At 73.7% G+C, this 20,542-nt stretch carries 16 protein-coding genes; 12 read left to right on the top strand and 4 right to left on the bottom strand.

Annotated features, from left to right (window positions below):
• Nucleotides 1-55: 55 nt before the first annotated feature.
• The gene (locus ACZ7GX_RS25790) at nt 56-2,203 is read right to left on the bottom strand and encodes an ATP-binding protein (RefSeq protein WP_498780216.1); all 2,148 of its coding nucleotides are present in this window, start codon (nt 2,201-2,203) and stop codon (nt 56-58) included.
• A gap of 130 nt (nt 2,204-2,333) precedes the next feature.
• On the opposite strand from ACZ7GX_RS25790, the gene ACZ7GX_RS25785 reads away from it, so the two are divergent.
• Complete coding sequence (locus ACZ7GX_RS25785; protein WP_498780215.1) at nt 2,334-3,365, top strand: hypothetical protein; 1,032 nt, start codon at nt 2,334-2,336, stop codon at nt 3,363-3,365.
• Nucleotides 3,366-3,371: 6 nt separating this feature from the next.
• Here the strand turns inward: ACZ7GX_RS25785 and ACZ7GX_RS25780 are convergent, their stop codons facing one another.
• Together ACZ7GX_RS25780 and ACZ7GX_RS25775 are read right to left on the bottom strand one after the other, a co-directional pair.
• Nucleotides 3,372-6,449, bottom strand: coding sequence for a discoidin domain-containing protein (locus ACZ7GX_RS25780; RefSeq protein WP_498780214.1), 3,078 nt, complete (start codon nt 6,447-6,449; stop codon nt 3,372-3,374).
• A 14-nt stretch (nt 6,450-6,463) separates the two neighbouring features.
• The gene (locus tag ACZ7GX_RS25775) at nt 6,464-9,094 is read right to left on the bottom strand and encodes an NPCBM/NEW2 domain-containing protein (RefSeq protein ID WP_498780213.1); all 2,631 of its coding nucleotides are present in this window, start codon (nt 9,092-9,094) and stop codon (nt 6,464-6,466) included.
• A gap of 209 nt (nt 9,095-9,303) precedes the next feature.
• On the opposite strand from ACZ7GX_RS25775, the gene ACZ7GX_RS25770 reads away from it, so the two are divergent.
• Nucleotides 9,304-10,470, top strand: coding sequence for an AI-2E family transporter (locus ACZ7GX_RS25770; protein ID WP_498780211.1), 1,167 nt, complete (start codon nt 9,304-9,306; stop codon nt 10,468-10,470).
• 169 nt (nt 10,471-10,639) lie between these two features.
• Nucleotides 10,640-11,113: a winged helix-turn-helix transcriptional regulator gene (locus ACZ7GX_RS25765; protein ID WP_498780209.1), complete on the top strand. Its 474-nt coding sequence runs from the start codon at nt 10,640-10,642 to the stop codon at nt 11,111-11,113.
• On the opposite strand, the gene ACZ7GX_RS25760 is transcribed toward ACZ7GX_RS25765, so the two are convergent.
• Nucleotides 11,064-11,438 carry a DUF4345 domain-containing protein gene (locus ACZ7GX_RS25760; protein WP_498780208.1) on the bottom strand — a complete coding sequence of 125 codons (375 nt, stop codon included), beginning with the start codon at nt 11,436-11,438 and terminating at the stop codon, nt 11,064-11,066. The two genes, ACZ7GX_RS25765 and ACZ7GX_RS25760, sit on opposite strands and share 50 nt — an antisense overlap.
• 276 nt (nt 11,439-11,714) lie before the next feature.
• On the opposite strand from ACZ7GX_RS25760, the gene ACZ7GX_RS25755 reads away from it, so the two are divergent.
• The 9 genes from ACZ7GX_RS25755 to ACZ7GX_RS25715 all read left to right on the top strand — a co-directional run bounded on the left by ACZ7GX_RS25755 (nt 11,715) and on the right by ACZ7GX_RS25715 (nt 20,443).
• Nucleotides 11,715-13,997, top strand: coding sequence for a helix-turn-helix domain-containing protein (locus tag ACZ7GX_RS25755; protein WP_498780206.1), 2,283 nt, complete (start codon nt 11,715-11,717; stop codon nt 13,995-13,997).
• 132 nt (nt 13,998-14,129) lie between these two features.
• Nucleotides 14,130-15,512 (top strand): hypothetical protein, encoded by a 1,383-nt coding sequence (locus ACZ7GX_RS25750; RefSeq protein WP_498780204.1) that lies wholly within the window; start codon nt 14,130-14,132, stop codon nt 15,510-15,512.
• On the top strand, nt 15,509-15,856 hold the full coding sequence (locus ACZ7GX_RS25745) for a hypothetical protein (protein WP_498780203.1): 348 nt from the start codon (nt 15,509-15,511) through the stop codon (nt 15,854-15,856). Before ACZ7GX_RS25750 ends, ACZ7GX_RS25745 begins: the two co-directional genes overlap by 4 nt.
• Nucleotides 15,853-16,650: an ESX secretion-associated protein EspG gene (locus ACZ7GX_RS25740; protein WP_498780201.1), complete on the top strand. Its 798-nt coding sequence runs from the start codon at nt 15,853-15,855 to the stop codon at nt 16,648-16,650. Before ACZ7GX_RS25745 ends, ACZ7GX_RS25740 begins: the two co-directional genes overlap by 4 nt.
• A gap of 50 nt (nt 16,651-16,700) precedes the next feature.
• Nucleotides 16,701-17,048: a YbaB/EbfC family nucleoid-associated protein gene (locus tag ACZ7GX_RS25735; RefSeq protein WP_498780200.1), complete on the top strand. Its 348-nt coding sequence runs from the start codon at nt 16,701-16,703 to the stop codon at nt 17,046-17,048.
• Nucleotides 17,045-17,368: a WXG100 family type VII secretion target gene (locus tag ACZ7GX_RS25730; protein WP_498780199.1), complete on the top strand. Its 324-nt coding sequence runs from the start codon at nt 17,045-17,047 to the stop codon at nt 17,366-17,368. The genes ACZ7GX_RS25735 and ACZ7GX_RS25730 overlap by 4 nt, the downstream gene beginning before the upstream one ends.
• Nucleotides 17,365-18,261 carry a WXG100 family type VII secretion target gene (locus ACZ7GX_RS25725; RefSeq protein ID WP_498780197.1) on the top strand — a complete coding sequence of 299 codons (897 nt, stop codon included), beginning with the start codon at nt 17,365-17,367 and terminating at the stop codon, nt 18,259-18,261. The genes ACZ7GX_RS25730 and ACZ7GX_RS25725 overlap by 4 nt, the downstream gene beginning before the upstream one ends.
• Nucleotides 18,258-19,379 carry a serine hydrolase domain-containing protein gene (locus ACZ7GX_RS25720; RefSeq protein ID WP_498780195.1) on the top strand — a complete coding sequence of 374 codons (1,122 nt, stop codon included), beginning with the start codon at nt 18,258-18,260 and terminating at the stop codon, nt 19,377-19,379. Before ACZ7GX_RS25725 ends, ACZ7GX_RS25720 begins: the two co-directional genes overlap by 4 nt.
• Complete coding sequence (locus ACZ7GX_RS25715; RefSeq protein ID WP_498780193.1) at nt 19,376-20,443, top strand: alpha/beta hydrolase; 1,068 nt, start codon at nt 19,376-19,378, stop codon at nt 20,441-20,443. The genes ACZ7GX_RS25720 and ACZ7GX_RS25715 overlap by 4 nt, the downstream gene beginning before the upstream one ends.
• The last annotated feature ends 99 nt before the right edge of the window (nt 20,444-20,542 follow it).

Here is a 20,542-nt window from a genome sequence, read left to right as displayed (position 1 = left end):
ACGTCCCCACCGCGCCCCCGTCTTGTCACGCGCTACCGGACGGGGACTTGCGGGGTCACGGTGACAAGGTGACGATGAGCTCGTCGACCGAGGCAGCCTCGGACAGGCGGTTCTGGGAGCGGTACAGGTCTCTCGCCCGCTTCAACGCGTCGAGCGCTTCACCGCGCCTGCCGAGCGCGGCCAGCGCCCGACCGAGGCCGTCGATGCTCTCCGCCTCGCCGTAGGTGTTCCCGAGGCCCTGCCGGAGCCGCAACGCCTGTTCGTACAGCGTGACCGCCTCGTGGTGCCGGTCGCTGCGGAAGTGCACGTAGGCCAGGCAGTCCAGCGATGCGGCTTCGCCGTCGTGGTCGCCGAACCGCCTCGACAGCTCGAGGGACCGCTCGCAGTTCTCCAGGGCGTCGTCCGGCTCGCCGAGCCGGACGAGGTAGCGGCCCGCGAGGTTCAACGCCCTGGCTTCCCACACCGGCTCGTCGGCGGCCCTGAACAGGGGGGATGCCACCAGTGCGTGGTGGAGGGCCTGCCGGTCGTCGCCTTGGCGCTCCCACGCGTGCGCGAGGTCTTGATGCGCGCGTGCCTGCTCACGCAGGTCGGCCGTGGTTTCGTTGAGGGCGAGGGCCCGGTGCAGGTGGGCGACGGCTTCGTCGTGGCGGTCGGCCCGGGAAGCGGCGAAGCCGAGGTAGCGGCACGCCCGCGCTTCGAGGATCTCGTCGCCCAACTGCCGGGCCGCGTCGAGGGCGTCCTGCCACAGGGCGAAGTGGTCCTGGATGTGGCCGCGCCGCCAGTGGAAGGTGTCCAGGGCGTGGGCCAGCTGCCAGACCCTGGTGTGCCAGCCGTTGGCGACCGCCAGCTTCCCGGCGGCCAACAGGCAGGCGTGCTCGCCGTCCAGCCACTTCATGGCGTCGGCCCGGTCGGTGAAGTCCAACGGGCGGGTGCCGGCGGCCGGGACGGCGACCTCGGCCTGGGTGCGGCGCCCGTCCACCAGCTTGGACGCGGCGACCGCGCTGTGCACGTGGTAGTCCACCCACCGCTGCCCGGCCTCGGCGCGGTCGACTTCGCCGTCCACCGACTGGGCCTGCTCGGCCGCGAATAATCGGACCAGGTCGTGCATGCGGAACCGACCCGGCCGGTGGTTCTCGACCAGGTGCACGTCGACCAGGTTGCGCAGCAGTCGCCTGGCCTCGACCTCGGAAGCCCGGATGAGGCTCGCGACGGCGTAAGTGGTGGTGTCCGGCGAGTTGATGGTGCCGAGCAGGCGGAACAGCCTGGCCTGGGGTTCGGTGAGGGCCTGGTACGACCAGTCGAAGACGGCGCGCAGATCGGTCTGCGGGTCGTCGCTGCCCAGCGCGTTCAGCCGTTGCCGGGCGTCGCGCAACTCGGCCTCGAACTCCTCCAGCGGGAAGTCCGAGTACAGCGCCGCCCGCGCGGCCACGATGCTGAGCGCGAGGGGCAGGCGTCCGCTCCACTCCACCAGGCGCCGGACGGCTGCCGGTTCCGCCGCGACGCGGTCGTGACCGACGTAGTCGACGAGCAACTGCACGGCGGCGTCGGTGTCGAGGACGTCCAACGCGAGCAGGCGGGCGCCGTGAGCGGTCGCCAGCCCGGTCAGCCTCCGCCTGCTCGTCACGATCACCGAGCAGGCTCCGCCGCCGGGCAGGAGCGGCAGCACCTGCTCCACGTCGCGTGCGTTGTCCAGCACCACCAGCATCCTCCGGTCGGCGAGCAGCGAGCGGTAGAGGGCGGTCTGGGCGTCCAGGTCGACGGGGATGGCCGAAGGCTCGACGCCGAGCGCGTCCAGGAACCCGCGGATGGCGACGGCGGGCGGCAGCACCCGTGCCGCGGGGTCGAAGCCCTTGAGGTTGACGTACAGCTGACCGTCGGGGAAGAGCTCGCGGTGGTCGTGCGACCAGTGCAGCGCCAGTGAGGTCTTGCCGATCCCTCCCATGCCGCCGATCGCGGAGATGGCCACCGTCCTCGATTCCGCCGCCACCGCCGCGTCGAGAGCCGCCAACTCGGCTTCGCGGCCGGTGAAGGAGCGCGGTGGCGCGGGCAGTTGCCGGGGGACGACGTGCTCGTGCGCCTCGACGGCGTGCAGGTGGACACCGCCCAGGATGGTGTTCGCCTGCACGGCCGTGCCGAGCACGGCGCCGCCGACCTCGTTGGTCGTGGCACCGGTGTTCCTGGGCGACGAGTCACGCGAACGCATCCGCCATCCCTCGCTGCGGTGGGTGATCGTGGTGTGTTGTGATCACGAGGTTAGCCGGATCGGGACCGGTGGTCCCGGCCGGGCACCGAGGACTTCCGGCGCGTCCGGGGCCGACCGTGGAAGGGCCGATGTGACCCGCTTGCTGATCCAGCCCGCCGCCAACAACGAGGCCAGGCGCAACCGCGAGAAGACGCTGCACAGCGAGGTCCCTTTCCGCGAGGCCAAGTACTGGCGGCAGTTGACCCCCGGGGAGCGCGACCTGCTGCTCCGGCTCCACCCGACGGGATCGGCCCGGTTCTGGGGAACACGAGCATTCCTCAACCAGAAGATGGACGACGTCGCGGTCGGCGACGTGGCGTTGTTCGTGTGGGGCAAGCACATCCGCGCGATCGGTGAGGTCGGCGCGAGCTTTCGGAACAAGGCGTTCGCCGACGAGCTGTGGAAGGAGTCGGTGTCCGAGGACAGCTTCGTCAACGTCTACAGCCTGCGCGGCCTCGTCGACGGGCTGGAGATCCCGTACGAGGTCCTGGCCGACGTGTCCGAGAAGGCTCTCGTCGGGCCGTTCAGGCCGGGGCGCGTCGTCGACGACCCCGCACTGGTCGACAAGGTGCTCACCGGCCTCGGGGTCGAGACCTCCAGCGCCGCGGCGGTCGAGCACGCGCGGGAGGAGTACATCCGGTCCAAGCTGGAGCGGGGCGTGGCGGTGGAGCTGGAGAGGTTCCACACGACCAGCGCGACCTACGAACGCCCGACGAAGTCGATCACGGTCCACCGGGGCGAGTCGAAGCTGGTGCAGGAGTTCACGGCGGCCGGTGTGGACGTGAGCTTCCGCCGGATCAGGTCGGCCGCGGGCCTGTCGGACCTGTACGTGCTGGGTCCGGACGGAGCGGAGGTGATCGAGGCCAAGGGCGGGGCGAGCCGCGAACGGGTGCGCCAAGCCGTCGCGCAGCTCCTCCACTACGCGCAGAGGTGCCCAGACCCTCCGGTGACCCGCCTCACCGCGCTGTTCCCGGTCCGACCTGCCTCCGACGACATCGCGTTCCTGCACAGCGTGGGCATCGACTGCGTATACCGCCGTGATCCCGTTACGTTCGAGCGCCTGGAGGCGCCCGCCGCCCGCCGGGCGCACATGCGGCCGATCTGGAACGACGACCTGAGCTAGGCGCTCTCACGCGGGGTGGACCGTGAGGCTGGTCAGGGCGGCTTGGCCCGGATGCCGGTCGGCGGTCGCCACGGCGACGTACCTGGCCGTGGTGTCGAACGTCAGGTGGGCGCGGTGGTGGCGGGGGATCGGGGTCGGTTCGCCGTACGTACGGCCGTCGGTGCTCGTGGAGATGGTGCAGGCGGGGACTTGGCCGGCGGTCCAGGTCAGGTCGACGCCGGTGATCGGGTGGAGCGCTCCGAGGTCGACCACCATCCGGCCCGCCGGTCCCGGTGTCCAGGCCGTGTCCGGGTCGTCGTCCACGGCGGCGGACGGGTCCGACATGCCCGGTGGCAGGGGAGAGGTGGGGTAGGTGGTCCGGCCCAGCGCGAGGTCGGTGAGGGGGTAAGGGCGGGCGTGCGGGATGGTCACGTCACGCCGCACGCGTGGGGGCAGGGTGATCGGGACGCGGTGGCCCTCGGCGGACACCAGGGTCAGCCGGGCGACCCGGCCGGAGCCGGTCAGGGTGAGCTGGGCGCCGTTGTGCACGACCGCAGTCACGCCGATCGGCACGTCGCCTTCCAGGGTGAACCGGGGCGGTTCGACGCGGGCGGTCGCGGGGGCCAGGTGCAGGTCGTAGTCGGTGCCCGTCGCGGTCACGACCTGGTGGCCGACGTAGAGGCGCAGCGCGCCGAGGTCTTGGCGGAGGGACACCTTGCCGGCGGCCGGCGCGTCGGAGAGGTTGAACAGGCTCAGGTAGCCGTCGGCCGCACTGGCGCGGACGGTGGCGGGGGAGCAGACCGGTGCACCCGCCGCGGCCGCCGCGGGCAGGTCGGGCGGTCGGACGTAGCCCTCGACCACCATGCCGGCGGCCGGCCCGTCGGACAGCACCACGGTGTCACCGGTGACCGTGATCGGGTTCGGCGACCCGTGCACGACGAAACCCGCGCGCCCGTCCACGTCCAGCCAGCCGCCCGTGCTGCGCAGGTCCGGCCTCGGGTACTCCGCCACCGTCGACCACGTCACGCCGTCCGCTGACGCCTCCACCCGGTACGCCCGCCCGGCCGCCGCCTCCCAGTACAGCCGCACCCGGTCCACCGCCACCTGGCCGCCGAGGTCCACCGCGAGCCGGCTGTCGGCCCGACCCCGCTCCGCCCGCGACACCGCCCACCGCGTGGTGTGGCTGCCGTCCGTGGCCGACCCGGGCTCACGGCCGGTGTCCCAGGACGATGCCGTCGTGGCCCGGCCGCGCGCCAGGTCCGGCCCCTCCCCGGCCCGCACCTCCAGCGTGAACAGCGAGTACCCGTAGGTCGGATGGGGCGAGACGCCGACCACGCGCACGTGCCGCGCGGTCACCGGGCCGAACACCAGGTCGTCCACCCGCGCGACACCGGCGACGCGGGAGTCCGCGGACGCCACGGTGACGACACCCTCGGCCGCCCGGTACGTGCGCGAACCGTCGAGCCCCGGCACGCCCGGCATGGTCAGGTTGTGCACGTCCACCCGACCCTCGCCGGCCGCCAGGCCCGACGTCGCGTAGACGACCGTGCCGGTGGGCAGGGTCGCGGCGCCGACGTGACCACCGGCGAACGCCAGCAGGCTCGCCGTGCCGTCGAACCCGTCGCGAACCCGTTGGTACACCACGACCGAACGCCCGCGGACGGCCGACGACGTCGACGGCACGAGCATGGGCGTGTCGCCGCTGACCACGAACAGCCAGTCGTCGTGCCCCGGCTGCCAGGCGACCTTGACGTACCCGGCCTTGGTGACCGTCCCAGTCCACGCGCGGGCCGCCTGGTGCGCCACCAGACCGGGCCCGACGCCGTAGTCCGCGACGCCGGCCGCCGCGGCGAAGAACTCCTCCTCCGACACCGGCTCCACCACCGGCCCGGTGCGACCGCGCCACTCGTGCAGCAGGTAGCTGATCGCCAGCTCCGCCCGCGCCTCCGGCTCGTACTTCGCCTCACCGGAGAACTTCGCCAGCCGGTGCACCGGCGGGTAGGCCTGGTACGCGACCAGCCGTGACGCCAGCGCCGCCTCCGCGCGGGCCGCCAGCCGGTCGCCCAGCACCTGCGAGCGGAACGCCAGTGGGATCACGTCACGGCCGTAGAGGTGTTCCCGGTCGTCGACCATCGGCATCAGCGGCTCGCCCGCGTCGCTCATCGTGGCCAGGATCGTGCGCCACAGCCGCTCGCCGTTGGGCTGCGCGGTCAGCACCTCCGGCAGCGGCGTGCCGGCCAGCAGGAAGTGCACCGCGTTGCGGCCGGCCGTGCGCCACAGCTCTTCCTGGTAGTGCGGCCCGTACGAGCCGTGGTTCTCCACGATGAACGTGTCGTGCGCGTTCGCGGCGGTGTTCGCCGAGACCGGCACGCCGTCCACCACCGACGGGTTGGCCAGGTCGGCGGCCGGCAACCCGGCCTCGTTGCGGCTCCACCGGCCGAACGCCTCACGCCACGCGCCGGCGCCCGGGTCGTCGGCCGCCCACGCGAGCCCCGGTGCGAGGGCCTGCGTGTAGACGCCCATCTCCTCGAGCTTCGTGTCACCCCGGTACCCGCCGGTGAGCCCGTTGGGCGTCCACCCGCCCGAACGCGGGTCGTTCCCCGTGCCGAGCGCGGCCGTGTACGCCGCCTGACCACGCGCGATCACGTCGACGGCGGCACGCGTCGCCGGGTCGAGGTCGGCCCACAGCAGGCGTGCGGCGAGCACGAAGTAGGACTGGAACGTGGTGTCCCAGAACAACGTCTTGCCCCACTCCGCGCCGCCCGCCAGCACGTTGCTCGCAGCGAAGTGCCGGATCGTGTCCACGGTGTGCGCGTGCAGCACCGACTTCGCCACGCCGGTGAGCTCGGCGTCGTAGTCGCCCCTGGTCAGCAGGACCGCGTTGCCCAGCACGACGGCGAACCCGAAGTCCGTCCGCCGGTACCGGCCCGCCACCGGGTCGTACTGCTGCTCGGCCCACCTCGTGTGGCGCGACAACACCTCGTAGTACACCCGCGCCACCGAATCGACCTCGACCGGGGACTCGGCGAACGCGAGCCGGGGCGCCAGCGTCAACGCGCCGCCGACACCCACCGCCCGCAGCAACTGGCGACGGTTGATCCTCATGCCCGCAATCCCTCTCACGCGCAGGCCAACCGGGCGTCGGCCCAGTCGGCGTGGTCGAAGTTGCGGCCGTCGCCGCCGTCGGTCACGCGGAGTTCGAGCATCCGGACACCGGCGGTGTCCACCGTGATCGGCCGGCCCGGGTCCCCGCCGCGCAGCACGCCGCTGTCGTGCAGCAGCCGGTCGTCGCCGAAGACCTGGAACACCACCGAGCCCGGCGACGTGGTCTCGTCGTCCAGGCCGATCACGGCGGTCAGCGTCCGGCACCCGCCGCCCAGGTAGACCGACAGCGCGGACGGCGCGTGCACGCCGACGCCCTTGCCGTACACGACGCCGCCGATGGTCAACGGGTTGCCGTCACCACCGGCGTTCTCGCCGTTGGACCGGTCCCGCTCGACCGGGCCCCAGCCGTTGCCCTCGCTCATGAACGGCAGGTCGCTCACGTACGGCTCGCCGGTCGGCACGGGCGGCGGCACGAACGCGCGCACCGCCCGCTCCACGTGCACCCGGGCGTGCCCCGGCGCGCGGAACTCCGCGAACACCGGCACGTCCACCGCGCCCACCGGGCTGTCGTCACCCACCCGCACCGTCCACCGACCGGTCAGCGCCTCGCCCGGCCGCAGGGCGCGTCGCTCGACCGGCGCGCCGGTCACGGTCCAACCCTCGGGCGCCGCCGCCGTCAGCACGACGTCCTCGATCGCGGCCTCGGCCGTGAAGGTGCCCGTGACCTCGAACGTCGACCCCTTCACCGCGTCCACGACCTCGGAAGGAGTGACCGCGAGCGTGGTGGCGGGCACCGGCACGACCGGCCGGTCGCACGTCAGCATCCCCGGCAGGTACGGGCAGATCACCGCCGCGAACCCGCCGTTGCGCGGCACCGCGACCTCCAGCGCCGCGGACGACCGCGCGATCCGGGCGTCCCGCCGCACGTCACCGCGGCCCTCGCCGTCCCGCACCACCTCGACCAGCCACTGCCCGCCGCCCAGGAACCCCAGTGACGCCCGCAGCGTGCGCGGGTCACCGGCCGCCACCGCGCCGACGAACCAGCGGTCGCCGGACCGCCGCGCCACCACCGCGTGATCGGACGGGTCGCCGCCCAGCACGCGGGTCTCGTCCCACACCGTCGGCACCTGGCTCAGGTACCGCAACGCCTCCGGGAACCGCTCGTAGGCCTCCGGCTTGTCGGCGAAGTGCGTCCACCCCGACTCGTACAGCACCGGCAGCGCGACCTCGTGGGCGACCGACGCCTCCTTCGTGCCGACCTCCAGCGACACCGGCGTGTAGTCCATCGACCCGACCGCGTTCCGGGTGAAGAACTGCACCGGGTTGTTCGCCGCCGGCGGGAAGTTCTCCGCGCCGCGCACGGCCTCCATCGTCATCACGTGCGGCCACGTCCGGGCCAGGCCGTGCGGGATGGTCGAGCCGTGGAAGTTCACCATCAGGCGCAGCTCGGCGGTCTTCGCCAGCACCGCGTCGTACCACTGGTAGCGGGCCCGGGAGTCGGACTCCATGAAGTCGAGCTTCACGCCGCGCACACCCCACTGGCGCACCCTGGGCAGCACGGTGTCGCGCTCGGCCTCCGTGTCCAGCGCGGTCCAGTGGAACCACAGCAGCACCTCGACGCCCTTGGCGCGGGCGTACCGGACCAGCTCCGGCACCCACGCGTCGCGCCACCCCTCGTCCACCAGCACGTACTCCCAGCCGTGGCGGGCGGCGAAGTCCACGTACCGCTTCTGCCGCTCGAAGTCGCCGGGGCTTCCGTGCTCGCTCAGCCACGACCACGCGACCTTGCCCGGCCGCACCCACGACGTGTCGGTGAACCTGGCGGGCGAGGCGAGGTCGTCCACCAGGGTCGACTCGCCGACGGTCGCGAGGGAGCCCACGATCGCGGTGCGCCAAGGCGTGCGCGAGACGTCCGCGACCTGCTCGTCCGCGAGCACGACCCGGTAGTCGGGCGACCCGGCGGCGTGCCGCAACCGGCTGCCCGGGTACCGGCCGTCCACATCGGACTCGGTGAGCAGCGCGTAGTCGTCGCCCACCCGGAACAGCGAGGGGTAGCCGTACTCGCCCTCCGCCGCGCCGGCGGCCGTCGTGCGCACGCGGTTGGCCTCGTACCAGGCGTTGTAGGGCAGCAGCCAGGCCGGGGCGTCCGCCGGCAGCCGGAACGACGACGCCTCGCCGGTCACCGTGACGGTGTCCGGCACGACGTACCGGTAGGCCACGCCGTCCGCCGCGACCCGCACCACCAGGTCCAGCCGCGCCCCGCCGGCGCCCGCGAAAGTCAGCACGGTCTCGGTCATCCGGGTCTGCCGCTGCAGCCGCTTGCCGGTGGTCATCGCGTACCGCTCGGTCACGAGCCGGTCCGCGCGGCCGACCGCCCGCAGGTCCCTGGTCAGGTCGGCCTCGCTGGTGCGCAGCCCGATCGGTGACGGTGCCAGCACCGTGCGGCCCTGCCGGGAGACGGCGAACGCCAGCCCACCGGTGCCGGGGTCGAGGGTCACGTGCGCGGCCACGGCGGCGGAGCCGGGCGCGGTGATCACCCACTCGCCGGGCGCCGCCGACGCGGGCGCGACGGGCACGAGGACCGAACCGAGGACGGCGAAGAGGGCCAAGAGCCGCACCGTGATGACGCGGCGAAGCGATGACATCGTTGTCAACTCCCAATGCTGGTCGCGCCGGATGACTGGGACCGCCATCGTCAGTGCCCGACGAGAGAGCGGTCAAGGTCATCGACCGGACAGGTTTTGTCCTGGTGCGGGCCTTGACACGGGGTGGGGCGGCACGCTGCGGGCGGCCGGCTCTGGCAGGCTGCCGCACAGGCGCCGCAGGGCGCGACGCGGTGGAGGGATGGGGAGACGTGAGCGCTGAAGACCGCCGCTGGACCGATCGCGGTCAGGCCGTCGGGCACGGGGTGACCTGGCTGGCGCGGTGGAGCGCCCGCCTGGCGCTGGTCGCGATCGGCTTCTGGCTGCTGTGGACGCTGATCGGCAGGCTGTGGGTCGTGGTGATGCCGGTCCTGCTCGGCCTGCTGATCACCACCGTGCTGTGGCCGCCCGCCCGCTGGCTGCGCTCGCGCGGTGTGCCCGCCGCGCTGGCCGCCACGATCGTGCTGCTCGCCGGGCTGATCGTGCTCGGCGGCGTGGTGGCCCTGATCACGACGTCGATCGCGTCCGGCGTGCCCGAGATCGCCGACAGCGCGACCCGCGCCCTGCAACAGGCCCTCGACTGGGCGGCCGGCCCGCCGCTCAACATCGGCGAGGGCCAGCTCGACCAGTTGCTGCAACAGGGCATCGACCAGTTGCGGTCCAGCGTCGGGTCGATCGCGAACAGCCTGCTCACCGGGGTCGGCACGGTGACCTCCGGCCTGGTCACCGGCATCGTCGCGCTGCTGCTGGCGTTCCTGTTCGTCAAGGACGGGCCGCGGTTCACGCCGTGGCTGCGCGGCGTGATCGGCGAGCGCGCCGGCGGGCACGTGACCGTCGTGCTGGAGCGGGTCTGGACGACGTTGGGCGACTTCATCCGCACCCAGGCGGTGGTGAGCCTGGTGGACGCGGTGCTGATCGGCCTCGGCCTCGTGGTGCTCGGCGTGCCGCTGGCCGTGCCGCTGGCGGCGTTGACGTTCCTCGGCGGGTTCGTGCCGATCGTCGGCGCGTTCATCGCGGGCGCCCTGGCCGTCCTGGTCGCGTTGGTCAGCAACGGCCCGACGACCGCGCTGATCATGCTGGTCATCGTGGTGGTGGTGCAGCAGGTGGAGGGCAACGTGCTCCAGCCGGTGCTCCAGTCGCGGAGCCTGCGGCTGCACGCGGCCGTCGTGCTGCTGGCCGTCACGGCGGGCAGCACCCTCTACGGCATCGCGGGCGCGTTCCTCGCTGTGCCGGTCGTGGCAGCCGTGGCGGTCGTGCTGCGCTACCTGGGCGAGGTCATCGACCGGGGTTCCGCGCCGCCGCCCGCCGTCCCGGACCGACCGGACGAACAGGACCGCGAACAGGACCGCGTGCCGGACGCGGAGCCGCCACGATCCTGAACGCACGGCCCGCTGCGGCACGCCGCAGCGGGCCAGCCTCCCTCCGTCGGCCGAGTGGGTGGTGTTCCGCCGCGGTGAGGTCCGGGTCGGACGCGTCGCCGTTCGCGATCTCGCGGTCGGCCCCCCGACGAGCGGTATCCGCGGCGAACACCGTCGCTATCATGCGCGGATGCTCCGACGCACATACGACGACCAGGTCTGCTCCATCGCGCGCGCCCTCGAGGTCGTCGGCGAGCGCTGGACGCTGTTGATCGTGCGGGACGCGGTGGCCGGTGTCACCCGCTTCGACGGGTTCCTCCAGCGCATGCCGATCGCGCGCAACGTGCTCAGCGACCGCCTCACCGGCCTGGTCGAGCACGGTGTGCTGGAACGCGTGCTCTACCAGGACCGGCCGCCACGCCACGAGTACCGGCTCACGGCCAAGGGACGCGAGCTGACGCCGGTGCTCCTGTCGCTCATGGAGTGGGGCGACCGCTACATGCCCGAGGCGGACGGACCGCCCGCCGTGACCGAGCACGCGGGCTGCGGCGGCGTCGTCCACACGCGGATGGTCTGCGACCGCTGCGAGCAGGAGGTCGCACCCGGCGTGGTGGTCAAGCGGTCAGACGGCGCTGCCACAGCACCAGGACCGGCGGCACGATGAGCTCGATCGCCAGCAGGACCAGCATCATCGCGTGCGGCTGACCGACCGCCAGCCACGACGCGATCCGCGCCAGACCGCCGACGAACACGGCCGCGCTGACGAAGCGCAGCACCGTCGTGGCCTCCCGGACGCGCGGCACGACGGACAGCAGCGCCACCCCGATCGCCAGCCACATCGCGGCGAAGAACCGGTAGTTGCTGTCCAGCGTCGGCTCCGGCCGCGGGCCGCCCGGCAGCAGCACGGTCGGACCCAGCACGACCTCCAGCAACCCGGTGCCCGCGACGAACAGCCCGAGCACCACCAGCACCGCTTGGAACGCCTTCATCCCGACCCCCGTCGCACCTGGCGCGTGAACCCTCTGCCGGACCTCAGGACACCGTGCGGCGACAGCGGATCCGCGCTTGGACGATCAAGCCCCCGGCGCGACGGTACCACCGGGTAACTTAAAGGGCCGGTCGTGTCGATCAGGTGGCGCGGAGTGACGATCCGGTGCCCGCCCGGCACGCGGCCGCGTCTAGGATTCGGTCCGCCGAGGCGTGGACCGACGGTGTCCGGTTGATGACGGGCGTGCGTTCGGCGTGCGTGACGGTGGGGGTTGGGTGTGACGAGCCGGTTCGGCGCTCTGCTGCGGCGCTGGCGGCAGCGGGCCGGGTTGAGCCAGGACGACCTGGCCGAGCGCGCCGGGCTCGGTGTCCGCACCGTCCGCGGCCTGGAGACCGGACAGCGCGGCAACCCCCAGGTGCGCACGGTGCGGTTGCTGGCCGACGCGTTGAGCCTGGACGGCGCCGAGCGCGCCGAGCTGTTCACCGCCGCCGGCCACGCCGAGCCCGCCGACCCGGACGAGGACGTGCCCGGGCGGGTCGGGCACGGCGGCGGCACGCGCCGGTCGCCCGCGCCGACCCTCGGCGCCGATCCGCTGGTCGAGGCGACGGACGCGCTCGCGTACGCCGTGCACGCCCGGTGGCGACGGGAAGAGGAGCAGCAGCAGGTGCACGACCCCGTGCCGCTGCCCGTCCGCTGGCGACCGGCGCCCGACGCGTTGCGGGACAGCTGGGCGAACATCCGGCTGGCGCAGCCGGGCCAGACCGCGCGCCCCCTGGACCTCTCCGGGCGGATCGACCAGGTGGTGGAGGTCTACCGGCGGATACCGTCGTCCCGGCTGATCGTGCTCGGCCGGGCGGGCGCGGGCAAGACGATCCTCACCACGCGGTTCGTGCTCGACCTGCTGGCCGTCCGCGCGCCGGCCGACCCGGTGCCGGTGATCTTCGGCCTCGGCTCGTGGAACCCGGTCCGCACCGAGCTGCGGGACTGGCTCGCCGAGCAGCTGGTGCGCGACCACCCCGGCCTGGCCGCGCCGGGGCCGGGCGGGTCCACGCTGGCCGCCGCGCTGGTCGACGCCCACCGCGTGCTGCCCGTGCTGGACGGGTTCGACGAGGTGGCGGGCGGCCTGCACCGGGCGGCGCTGGCCGCGTTGAACGCCACCACCCTGCCGCTGCTGCTGACCAGCCGGGTCGACGAGTACCGGGCGGCGGTGCGGGCCACCGGCGTGCTCCGGGCGGCGGGCGCGGTGGAGCTGGTCGACCTCGCCCTGGCCGACGTCGCCGACTACCTGCCGCGCACCACCGGGCAGGCCGGTGACGCCGGCAACGTCTGGCAGCCGGTGCTGGACCACGTGCGGGACCAGCCCGACGGAGCCCTCGCGGCCGTGCTGACCACACCGCTGATGGTGGCGCTGGCCCGCCGGATCTACAGCGACACACCCGGCCACGACCCGGCGGAGCTGGTCGACGCGGACCGGTTCGGCGGCCGTGACGCGATCGAACGGCACCTGCTCGGCGGCTTCGTGCCGGCCGTGTACCAGGAACGGCGCGGCGTCCGGGCCTACGACGTCGAGCACGTCCGGCACTGGCTCGGCCACCTCGCCGACCACCTGACCCGGCTCGGCACGCACGACCTGGCCTGGTGGCAGCTCGGCACCTCGATGAGCCGGCGCGCCAGGGCGCTGGTGGTCGCGCTCGTCGTGTTCGCCGGTGTCTGGCTGGGCGACGTGGTGGTCGAAGGCGCGGTGATCGGGTCGGTGTCCGCCGAGCTGCTGGGCCTGGGCGTGGTGGTCGCGCTGCTCGCCGGTGTGCCGTTCGGGCTGGTGCACGGGCACCTGGCGCGCGTCCAGCCGCTCGAACCGGTCCGGTTCCGACTGCGGCTGCGGGCGGGTGCGGGGGTGAAGTGGCCGCGGGTGCGGCTCCGGGCCCGGATGGGCCTGCTGTTCGGCGCGCTGGTCGGCTGCTCCTACGGCACGGTGATGATCCTGGTGAAGTGGCTGGTCAGGGGCTACCCGGTGACACCGGCGATGGTCCTCGTCGACGCCGGCGTGTTCACCGTGGTCTTCGGGTCCGGCGCGGCGCTCGCCTTCGGGCTGATCGCCGCGGGCGAGTCGCCGCAGGACATCCGTGCCGCGGCGAGCCCGGCCGGCCTGCTCGACGCCAACCGCAGGACCGTGCTGCTGCAGCTCGCGCTGTTCGGGCCCCTGTTCGCGGTGTTCTTCTCGGCCACGAGCTGGCTCATCGCGACGGCGTTGATGTCGCTGCCGGGCGGCGGGCCGTTCGGGATCGTGATCAGCTGGCCCGGCTTGGCGGGTCTCCTGTTCGGTCTCGTCGGCGGGTTCGGTGGCGGGCTCGGCTACTTGATCAGCATGACGGCGTGGGGCCAGTGGGTCGTGTTCGCCCGCATCTGGCTGCCGCTGACCGGTCGAGTGCCCTGGGCCGTGCGCGCGTTCCTCGACGACGCCTATCGGCGGGGCGTGCTGCGCCGTGCGGGCGCGGTCTACCAGTTCCGCCACGCCCGTCTCCAAGATCACCTGGCCGAGGCCTACAGCGACCGTTCTTGACCTTGAACGGTCTGTTTTCCCAGCTCACAGGTACCGGCCATAGATGGCCGCTCCACGGCCTGTCGATGGCCGCCCCCGTGTCGCCAGCATGGGCGTCGTCGGCGGGACCGACTGTGGGAGGGGGACGAGCGGATGTCCGAAGAGGAACCGACGTCGACGACGGGCGCGGTGAACTGGGAGGCGTACAGCCACGAGGAGCTGTACCGGATGCTGTGGCAGGACGCGGACGTCGGGGACGTCAGCGTGGTCGCCACCGAGTGGGCGCAGCACCGCGTCGCGTTGGACACGCACGCCCAGGTGTTGCGGGAGCAGCGGGTCGCGCTGCTCGACGGCTGGCACGGCCCGGCGGCGGAGGAAGCGGCCGACCGGCTGGCCGCGCTGGCCGCCCGGGTGGAGAAGATCAGCGAGCTGGCGCACGCGGGGCAGCGCGCGGCGCAGGAGGCCGCCGACGCGCTGGCCAGGGCGAGGGCCATGATGCCGCCACCACCGGCCGCGCCCGCCGACCCGTCGGCCGGTGACCAGCCGGCCTCCGATCAGGGGACCACCACGCGGTCCGCGTTCGCCACGGCGTTCCCGGGCTTCGCGCCGCCGACGATGCCGACCGCACCGCCGCTGCCCGCCGTGCCGCCGCTGCCGCCCGCATCGGCGCCGCCGGCCTTCCCGACGGCGCCGGCCGCGTTGACGTTCCCGACCGGGCCCGCCGGGTCGACGTTCCCGACCATGTCGTTCCCGCCGCCGCCACCCGTACCGACCTTCACCTCGTCGATACCGACCTTCACCTCGTCGATACCGACCTTCACCTCGTCGATACCGACCTTCACCTCGTCGATACCGACCTTCACCTCGTCGGTGCCGAACTTCGCCACGATGTTCGCCCCGACCGGGACCACCACAGCCTCCAGCACGGGCACCGCGTTCGGCGCGGTGGGCGGGGCCGGGTTCAGCTTCTACTTCGGCGCGTCCACCCTGGACCAGCAGAAGGCCGACGCGGTGCGCGCCATGCAGGCCTACGAGTCGAGCCTGGTCGGCGGCAGCAAGCTGATCGACGGGGCACGGGGCGCGATCCCGCCCGCCTCCCAGCTGACCAGCGCGAGCGGACCGGCGGCCGGTGGGGTGCCGCCCGGCCCGACGACAGGCGCGCGTGGCGCGGGTGTGCCGTGGACCCGTCTCCTCGGAGGCGGCGGCTCGGGGGTGGCGATCGGGGCGGGCACGGGTTCGGCCCTCGGTTCCGCGCCGTCCGCCGGTCACGGCGTGCCGCTCGGTCCCGGTGCGCGGGTCGGTGTGCTGCCCGGCGCGGCCGGTGCGCTCGGCGTGCCGGTCGGACCGCTCGCCGGCGACACCGCCGCCCGCAACACGACGCAGGCCGCCATGGCGCCGCCGGTCGGTGGCCGCCCGAACGGCGGCGACGACGAGCCGCACGAGAACCGGATGCCGACCATCGACCACGGGCTGTTCACCGTGGACACGCCGGTGAGCCCGGCGGTCATCGGCCAGACGACGGGAGCACAGCCGTGAACGCGGGCCAGGGGTACCACGTCGAGCTCGACCTCATCGAGGACCGGATCGCCACGCTGACCAGGTTGGGCGACCTGACCGGCGACCTGGTGACGGCCGTGAGCCGGCTCGCCGAACGCCAGCCGATGCTCGGCACCGCGCCGCCGGCGGTGGAGCTGGCGTCACGGCTGCGCGCGGCGGCGGGGGAGTCCGGGCTGGCCGGCGAGGTGAGCGCGGCGCAGCGCGAGGTGGTGGCGTTCCGGCAGCTGCTGGCCGACGCGAAGGCCGCCTACACCGAGGTGGACGACGACGCCGGGTCGGCCGTGCGCGCGGCGGGCGAGCGGTCGGACGGGGCCGCGAGGTGACCGCCGCGATCGAGCACGACGCCGTCTTCGAGCCCGTCGAACTGGACCTCCTCGCCACCCACGCCGGCGTCGCCTTCCCGTTCCCGCTGCGGGTGCCGTCGGTCGGCCGGTTCGCCCACGAGCGCGACGAGCTGCTGGCCGCCGCCGGGCGCGCGTTGTGCGACCGCGGCCTCGCCACCGCGACCGGACCGGTCGGCGTCGCCGAGGAGCTGGTCACCGCGCTGCGGGAGTACCGGGGCGCGGTCGACCTGGTGGTCGTCGGCACGGACGAGGTCACCGGCGCGGTGGCCATGGTCTACCGGGACCGGGCGGTGGTGTGCCGCCAGACGCCCCTCGACGAGCGGGGGAGCGCGGTCCGGGTGACGGCGGTGCCCGCCACCGGGCTGGCCGACGAGCTCGCCGGGCTGATCCCCGAGGTGCGGGCGGCCTCGACCATGCCGATCACGTTGCCGCCGGGCGTCGTCGAGGACGCGTTGCGGATGTTCGGCGACCCCGAGGGCGACCCGGTCGCCCGGAGGCACGTGCGCGAGCTGGTCCGCGCCCGCGGCGGCGACGAGGCCGTGGTCGACCGGCTGGTCGCCCTGTTCCCGGCGGTGGCGGGCCGGGGACAGCTCGGCGTCGTCCGCCGGACCGGCGACGCCGTCACCCGGCCGCACGAGGTGTCGTGGCTGGACGGCGTGCGCGGTCGGCTGCGGGTCGATCGCGGCGACGCCGGCTGGGTGAGCGTCAACCCGCTGCGGCACGGCGAACTCGTCCGCCTGCTCGGCGAGACCGCGTCGGTCGCCCGCGCCTAGTGGCCGGGCCGACCAGCAGGACCACCAGTAACCGAGGGAAGGGGAGGACCATGGATCCGACGCAGTGGCTGGCGGACTACCGCGAGCGCCTCGAACGCGCGGCGCACGGCGCCCGCGCGGCGAGCGCGAGCCTGCGCGAGGTGGGCGCGACCGCGACCTCGCCGCGGGGCGAGGTCAGCGTGACCGTGAACGCCGGAGGGGTGCTCGACGACGTCACGGTGACGCCCGCGGCACGCAGGCTGGAGGCGGACGCCCTGTCCGTGCTCATCGTCGCCACCGCGCGCGAGGCGCAGCGGCTGGCCGGCGCGCGGATGGCGGAGGTGATGTCCGGCTACCTCGGCGAGGGCGAGGCGCTGGAGCGGATCACCGAGCACCTGCCCGCGGAGGTCGTGCGATGAGCCAGGGCGACTTCACCGTCGACCCCGAGCAGCTGCGCGGGCACGCGGGCAGGCTCGCGGGCTACGCCGACCGGCTCGCCGCGTCGGGCACCCGGTTGCCCGACGCGCTGGGGGAGCAGTCGCTCGGCTCGTTCGCCGGGTTCCTCACCGCCGGGCTCGGCGGCGCGATGGCCACCACGCTGGACGCGTTCGGCCACGTCGCGTCCGCCGTGGACCAGGTCAGCGGCGGCCTGCGGCAGGTGGCCGACGGCTACCAGCGCACCGACGACGACAGCTCCGCCGTGCTGACCGGCATCGGGACGGAGGTCGGCCAGTGGTGACCGCACTGCCCCGCACCGAGGCCGAGGCGCCGTCGCCGGACACCGGCCGGATCGCCGCGCTGCTGGCCGAGCTCCGGTCCGTCAGCGCCGCCGTCGACAGCAAGGAGTGGGTGTCGGGCGGGCTCGCCGGCGACCCGGACGCGCCGATCGGCACGATGAACTCCACCGAACGTCCGCTGTCCGCCCTGGACGGCGCGGGCGTCGGGTTCCTCACCCCGATGATCTCGTTCCTGGAGGAGCCGCTCGACCAGCTGCGCGGCGACCCGGACGCCGTCTCCGCCGGGGCGGGGGAGTTCGGCTCGGCCGGCCAGGACGCGACGTCCGTGGCCGAGGAGTACCGCTCGTCCGCGCGACAGGAGACCAGCGAGTGGTCCGGCCAGGCCGGGACGGATTACCTGAAGGCGGGCACGGAGCTGGCCGACGGCATCCTCTCGATCGGGGAGACCGCGCTGACCTCGGGCAAGGCGATGATCGCGGCCGGCGAGGTGGTGGCCAAGGTCGTCGCGGCCGTGACCCAGCTGATCACCGAGGCGATCGCCAAGATCACGCCGATCATCACCCAGGCGCTCGCCGCGGCGCCGGCCACGTTCGGGGGCAGCCTCGCGGCGGCGATCCCGCAGTGCGTGCAGATCGCCGTCGAGTACGGCGGGAAGATCGCGGGCAAGCTGGCCGAGCTGCTGGCCAGCGGCGAGAACCTGATCAAGCTGGTCGAGGGCGCGCTCGGGGTGCTCAAGGTCGTGAAGGAGGTCGTGTCGTTCATCGGCGAGCAGAGCCAGGCGGGCGCGTCTCCCGGCGCGAAGCCGAGCGGCGGGTCGGACAAGACCGCCGTGCCCGACGACGAGGAACCCGCCCTGACCACGTCGGCCACGTCGACCACGGAGGAGCTCGCATGACCGGCAAGCCCCGTCGCCTGCTCACCGGCGTCGCCGGCGGTGTCGTCCTCGCCGTCACGGCCGCGATCACCACGCCCGCGACCGCCGTCGCCGCGCAGGACGACCACGCCGCGACCCAGGCCGTGCTCGACCGCTACCAGGCGCAGGCCGGACCCGGCGTGGCCGTTCACGCCGGTGACGACACGCAGGCGTGGACGTTGAGCAGCGGCACCGCCAAGATCGGCCAGAACCGCCCGATCACGTCCACCGAGCACTTCCGGATCGGCAGCCAGACCAAGACGTTCACGGCGGCGGTGGTGCTGCAGCTGGTGGAGGAGGGCCGCGTCGCGCTGGACGCGCCGATCGGGCGCTACCTGCCCGGCGTGGTCACCGGGAACTACGACGGCGACGTCATCACGGTCCGCCAGCTCCTGCAGCACACCAGCGGCATGGTCCGGGACGTCCGCGACGCCGCCGCCAACCCGGACGGCGGCTACACGCTGGCCGAACTGGTCCGGTCCGCCATGGACGAACCCGCCCAGTTCGCGCCCGGCGCCGGCTTCGGGTACTCCAACGTCGGCTTCCTCGTGCTCGGCCTGCTGATCGAACGCGTCACCGGCCGGTCGGCCCGCGACGCGATCACCGAACGGGTCATCACGCCGCTCGGGCTGACGAGCACGTCGTTCCCCGCGCCGGGGACGCGGGCGCTGGCCGACCCGTACCTGCCCGGCTACGTCGGCGGCCGGGTCGGCCCGTTCTTCTTCTGGGCCGAGGGCACCACGAACACCGAGCTGACCCTCTGGAGCACCGCCGGCGCGATGGCGTCCACGTTGGACGACCTGGCCGAGTTCTACGGCGCGCTCCTCGACGGGAAGGTCGTCTCGGCGGCATCGCTCGCCGAGATGCGCCGGACCATCGCGCCCGACCACTCGTACGGGCTCGCGCTGCTCAAGGTGGACCTCACGTGCGGCGGCGAGGCGTGGGGCCACAACGGCGCGCTGTCCAACGGCCACTACTCGATCACCCTGACCACCGACGACGGCCGGTTCGCGTCGCTGGTCACCAACGGGAACGTGGTCAGCTCCCGGCCGGTCTCGGTCGAGGTGCTGGACTCGGCGTTGTGCGAGGGGGCGGCGTGATCCGGCGACTGACCGCGCTCGCCGCGGCCGGTGCGCTCGGCCTGTCCGGCGCGAGTGCCGCCGCGTCGGCGGCGGGCGGGCCTCCGGTGTTCGTCGACGGGCACGGGCTGACCGTGGTGAGCCAGCCGGCGTGGGTGGACGGCAACGAGCGGACGTTCGTGTTCACCGTGCGCACCGCCCAGGTGCCGGCGTACTCGGTGATGGAGGGGCAGGTCTCCGGCGAGCACGCGATCATGGTGACGCTGCCGGAGGGCTACGACCAGGCCGCCGCCACCCGCTACCCCGTGCAGTACCACCTGCACGGCCACCCGGACCGCCCGAACACCGTGGCGAACCAGCGGATGTTCGAGGAGACCACGGTCGGCGTCCCGCTGATCACGGTGGCGCCCAACGGTTCCGGGCGGGGTTGGTACACGAACTGGCTCTACCCGCCCGCCGCGCTCGGCCCGCAGAACTGGGAAACCTTCCACCTCGACCAGGTGATCCCGTTCGTGGACGCCAACCTGCGGACCATCGCGCGTCGTGACGGGCGGGCGATCTCGGGTCACTCGATGGGCGGGTTCGGCGCGTTCCACTACGCCGAGCACCGGCCGGACCTGTTCGGCTACGTCGGCTCCTTCTCCGGCGGGCTCGACCTGTTGAGCCAGGAGCAGCGCGCGGCCGTCCTGGCGTCCACCCAACTGCCGGGCAGCGGCACACCGACCGTTCCGGTGGAGTCCATCTTCGGTCCGCCGATCTGGCCGCTGGACGGCGGGTGGAACCGGGAGAGCCCGGCGCAGCACGTGGGTTCGCTGCGGGGGATGGGCGTCGCGATGTACACGGGCAACGGCGGGGACCTCACCGTGAACCCGGTGCAAGCCGTGATCGAGAACCGGGCTTGGGCGACCAACATCGTGACCCGGGATCATCTCGTCGCGGCCGGCATCCCGCACACGTTCGTCGACTACGGCGCCGGCAGCGGGTGGGCGGAGGGCTGCACGGGCAAGCACGCCCAACTGCCGTGCCTGCTGGCCGACATGGACCACTTCGTGGACCTGCTGATGGGCAGCCTCACCCACCCGTAGCCGAACCACCGCGGGGGGGGGGGGGGGGGGGGGGGGGGGGGGGGGGGGGGGGGGGAGGGGGGGGGGAGGGAGCGTCCGCCTACCCTCGGGTCGCCGCCC

Source organism: Actinosynnema sp. NPDC037264 (assembly GCF_055603705.1).
The sequence above is the reverse complement of the archived record's forward strand: the minus strand, read 5'-3'. Positions and strand labels throughout refer to the sequence as shown.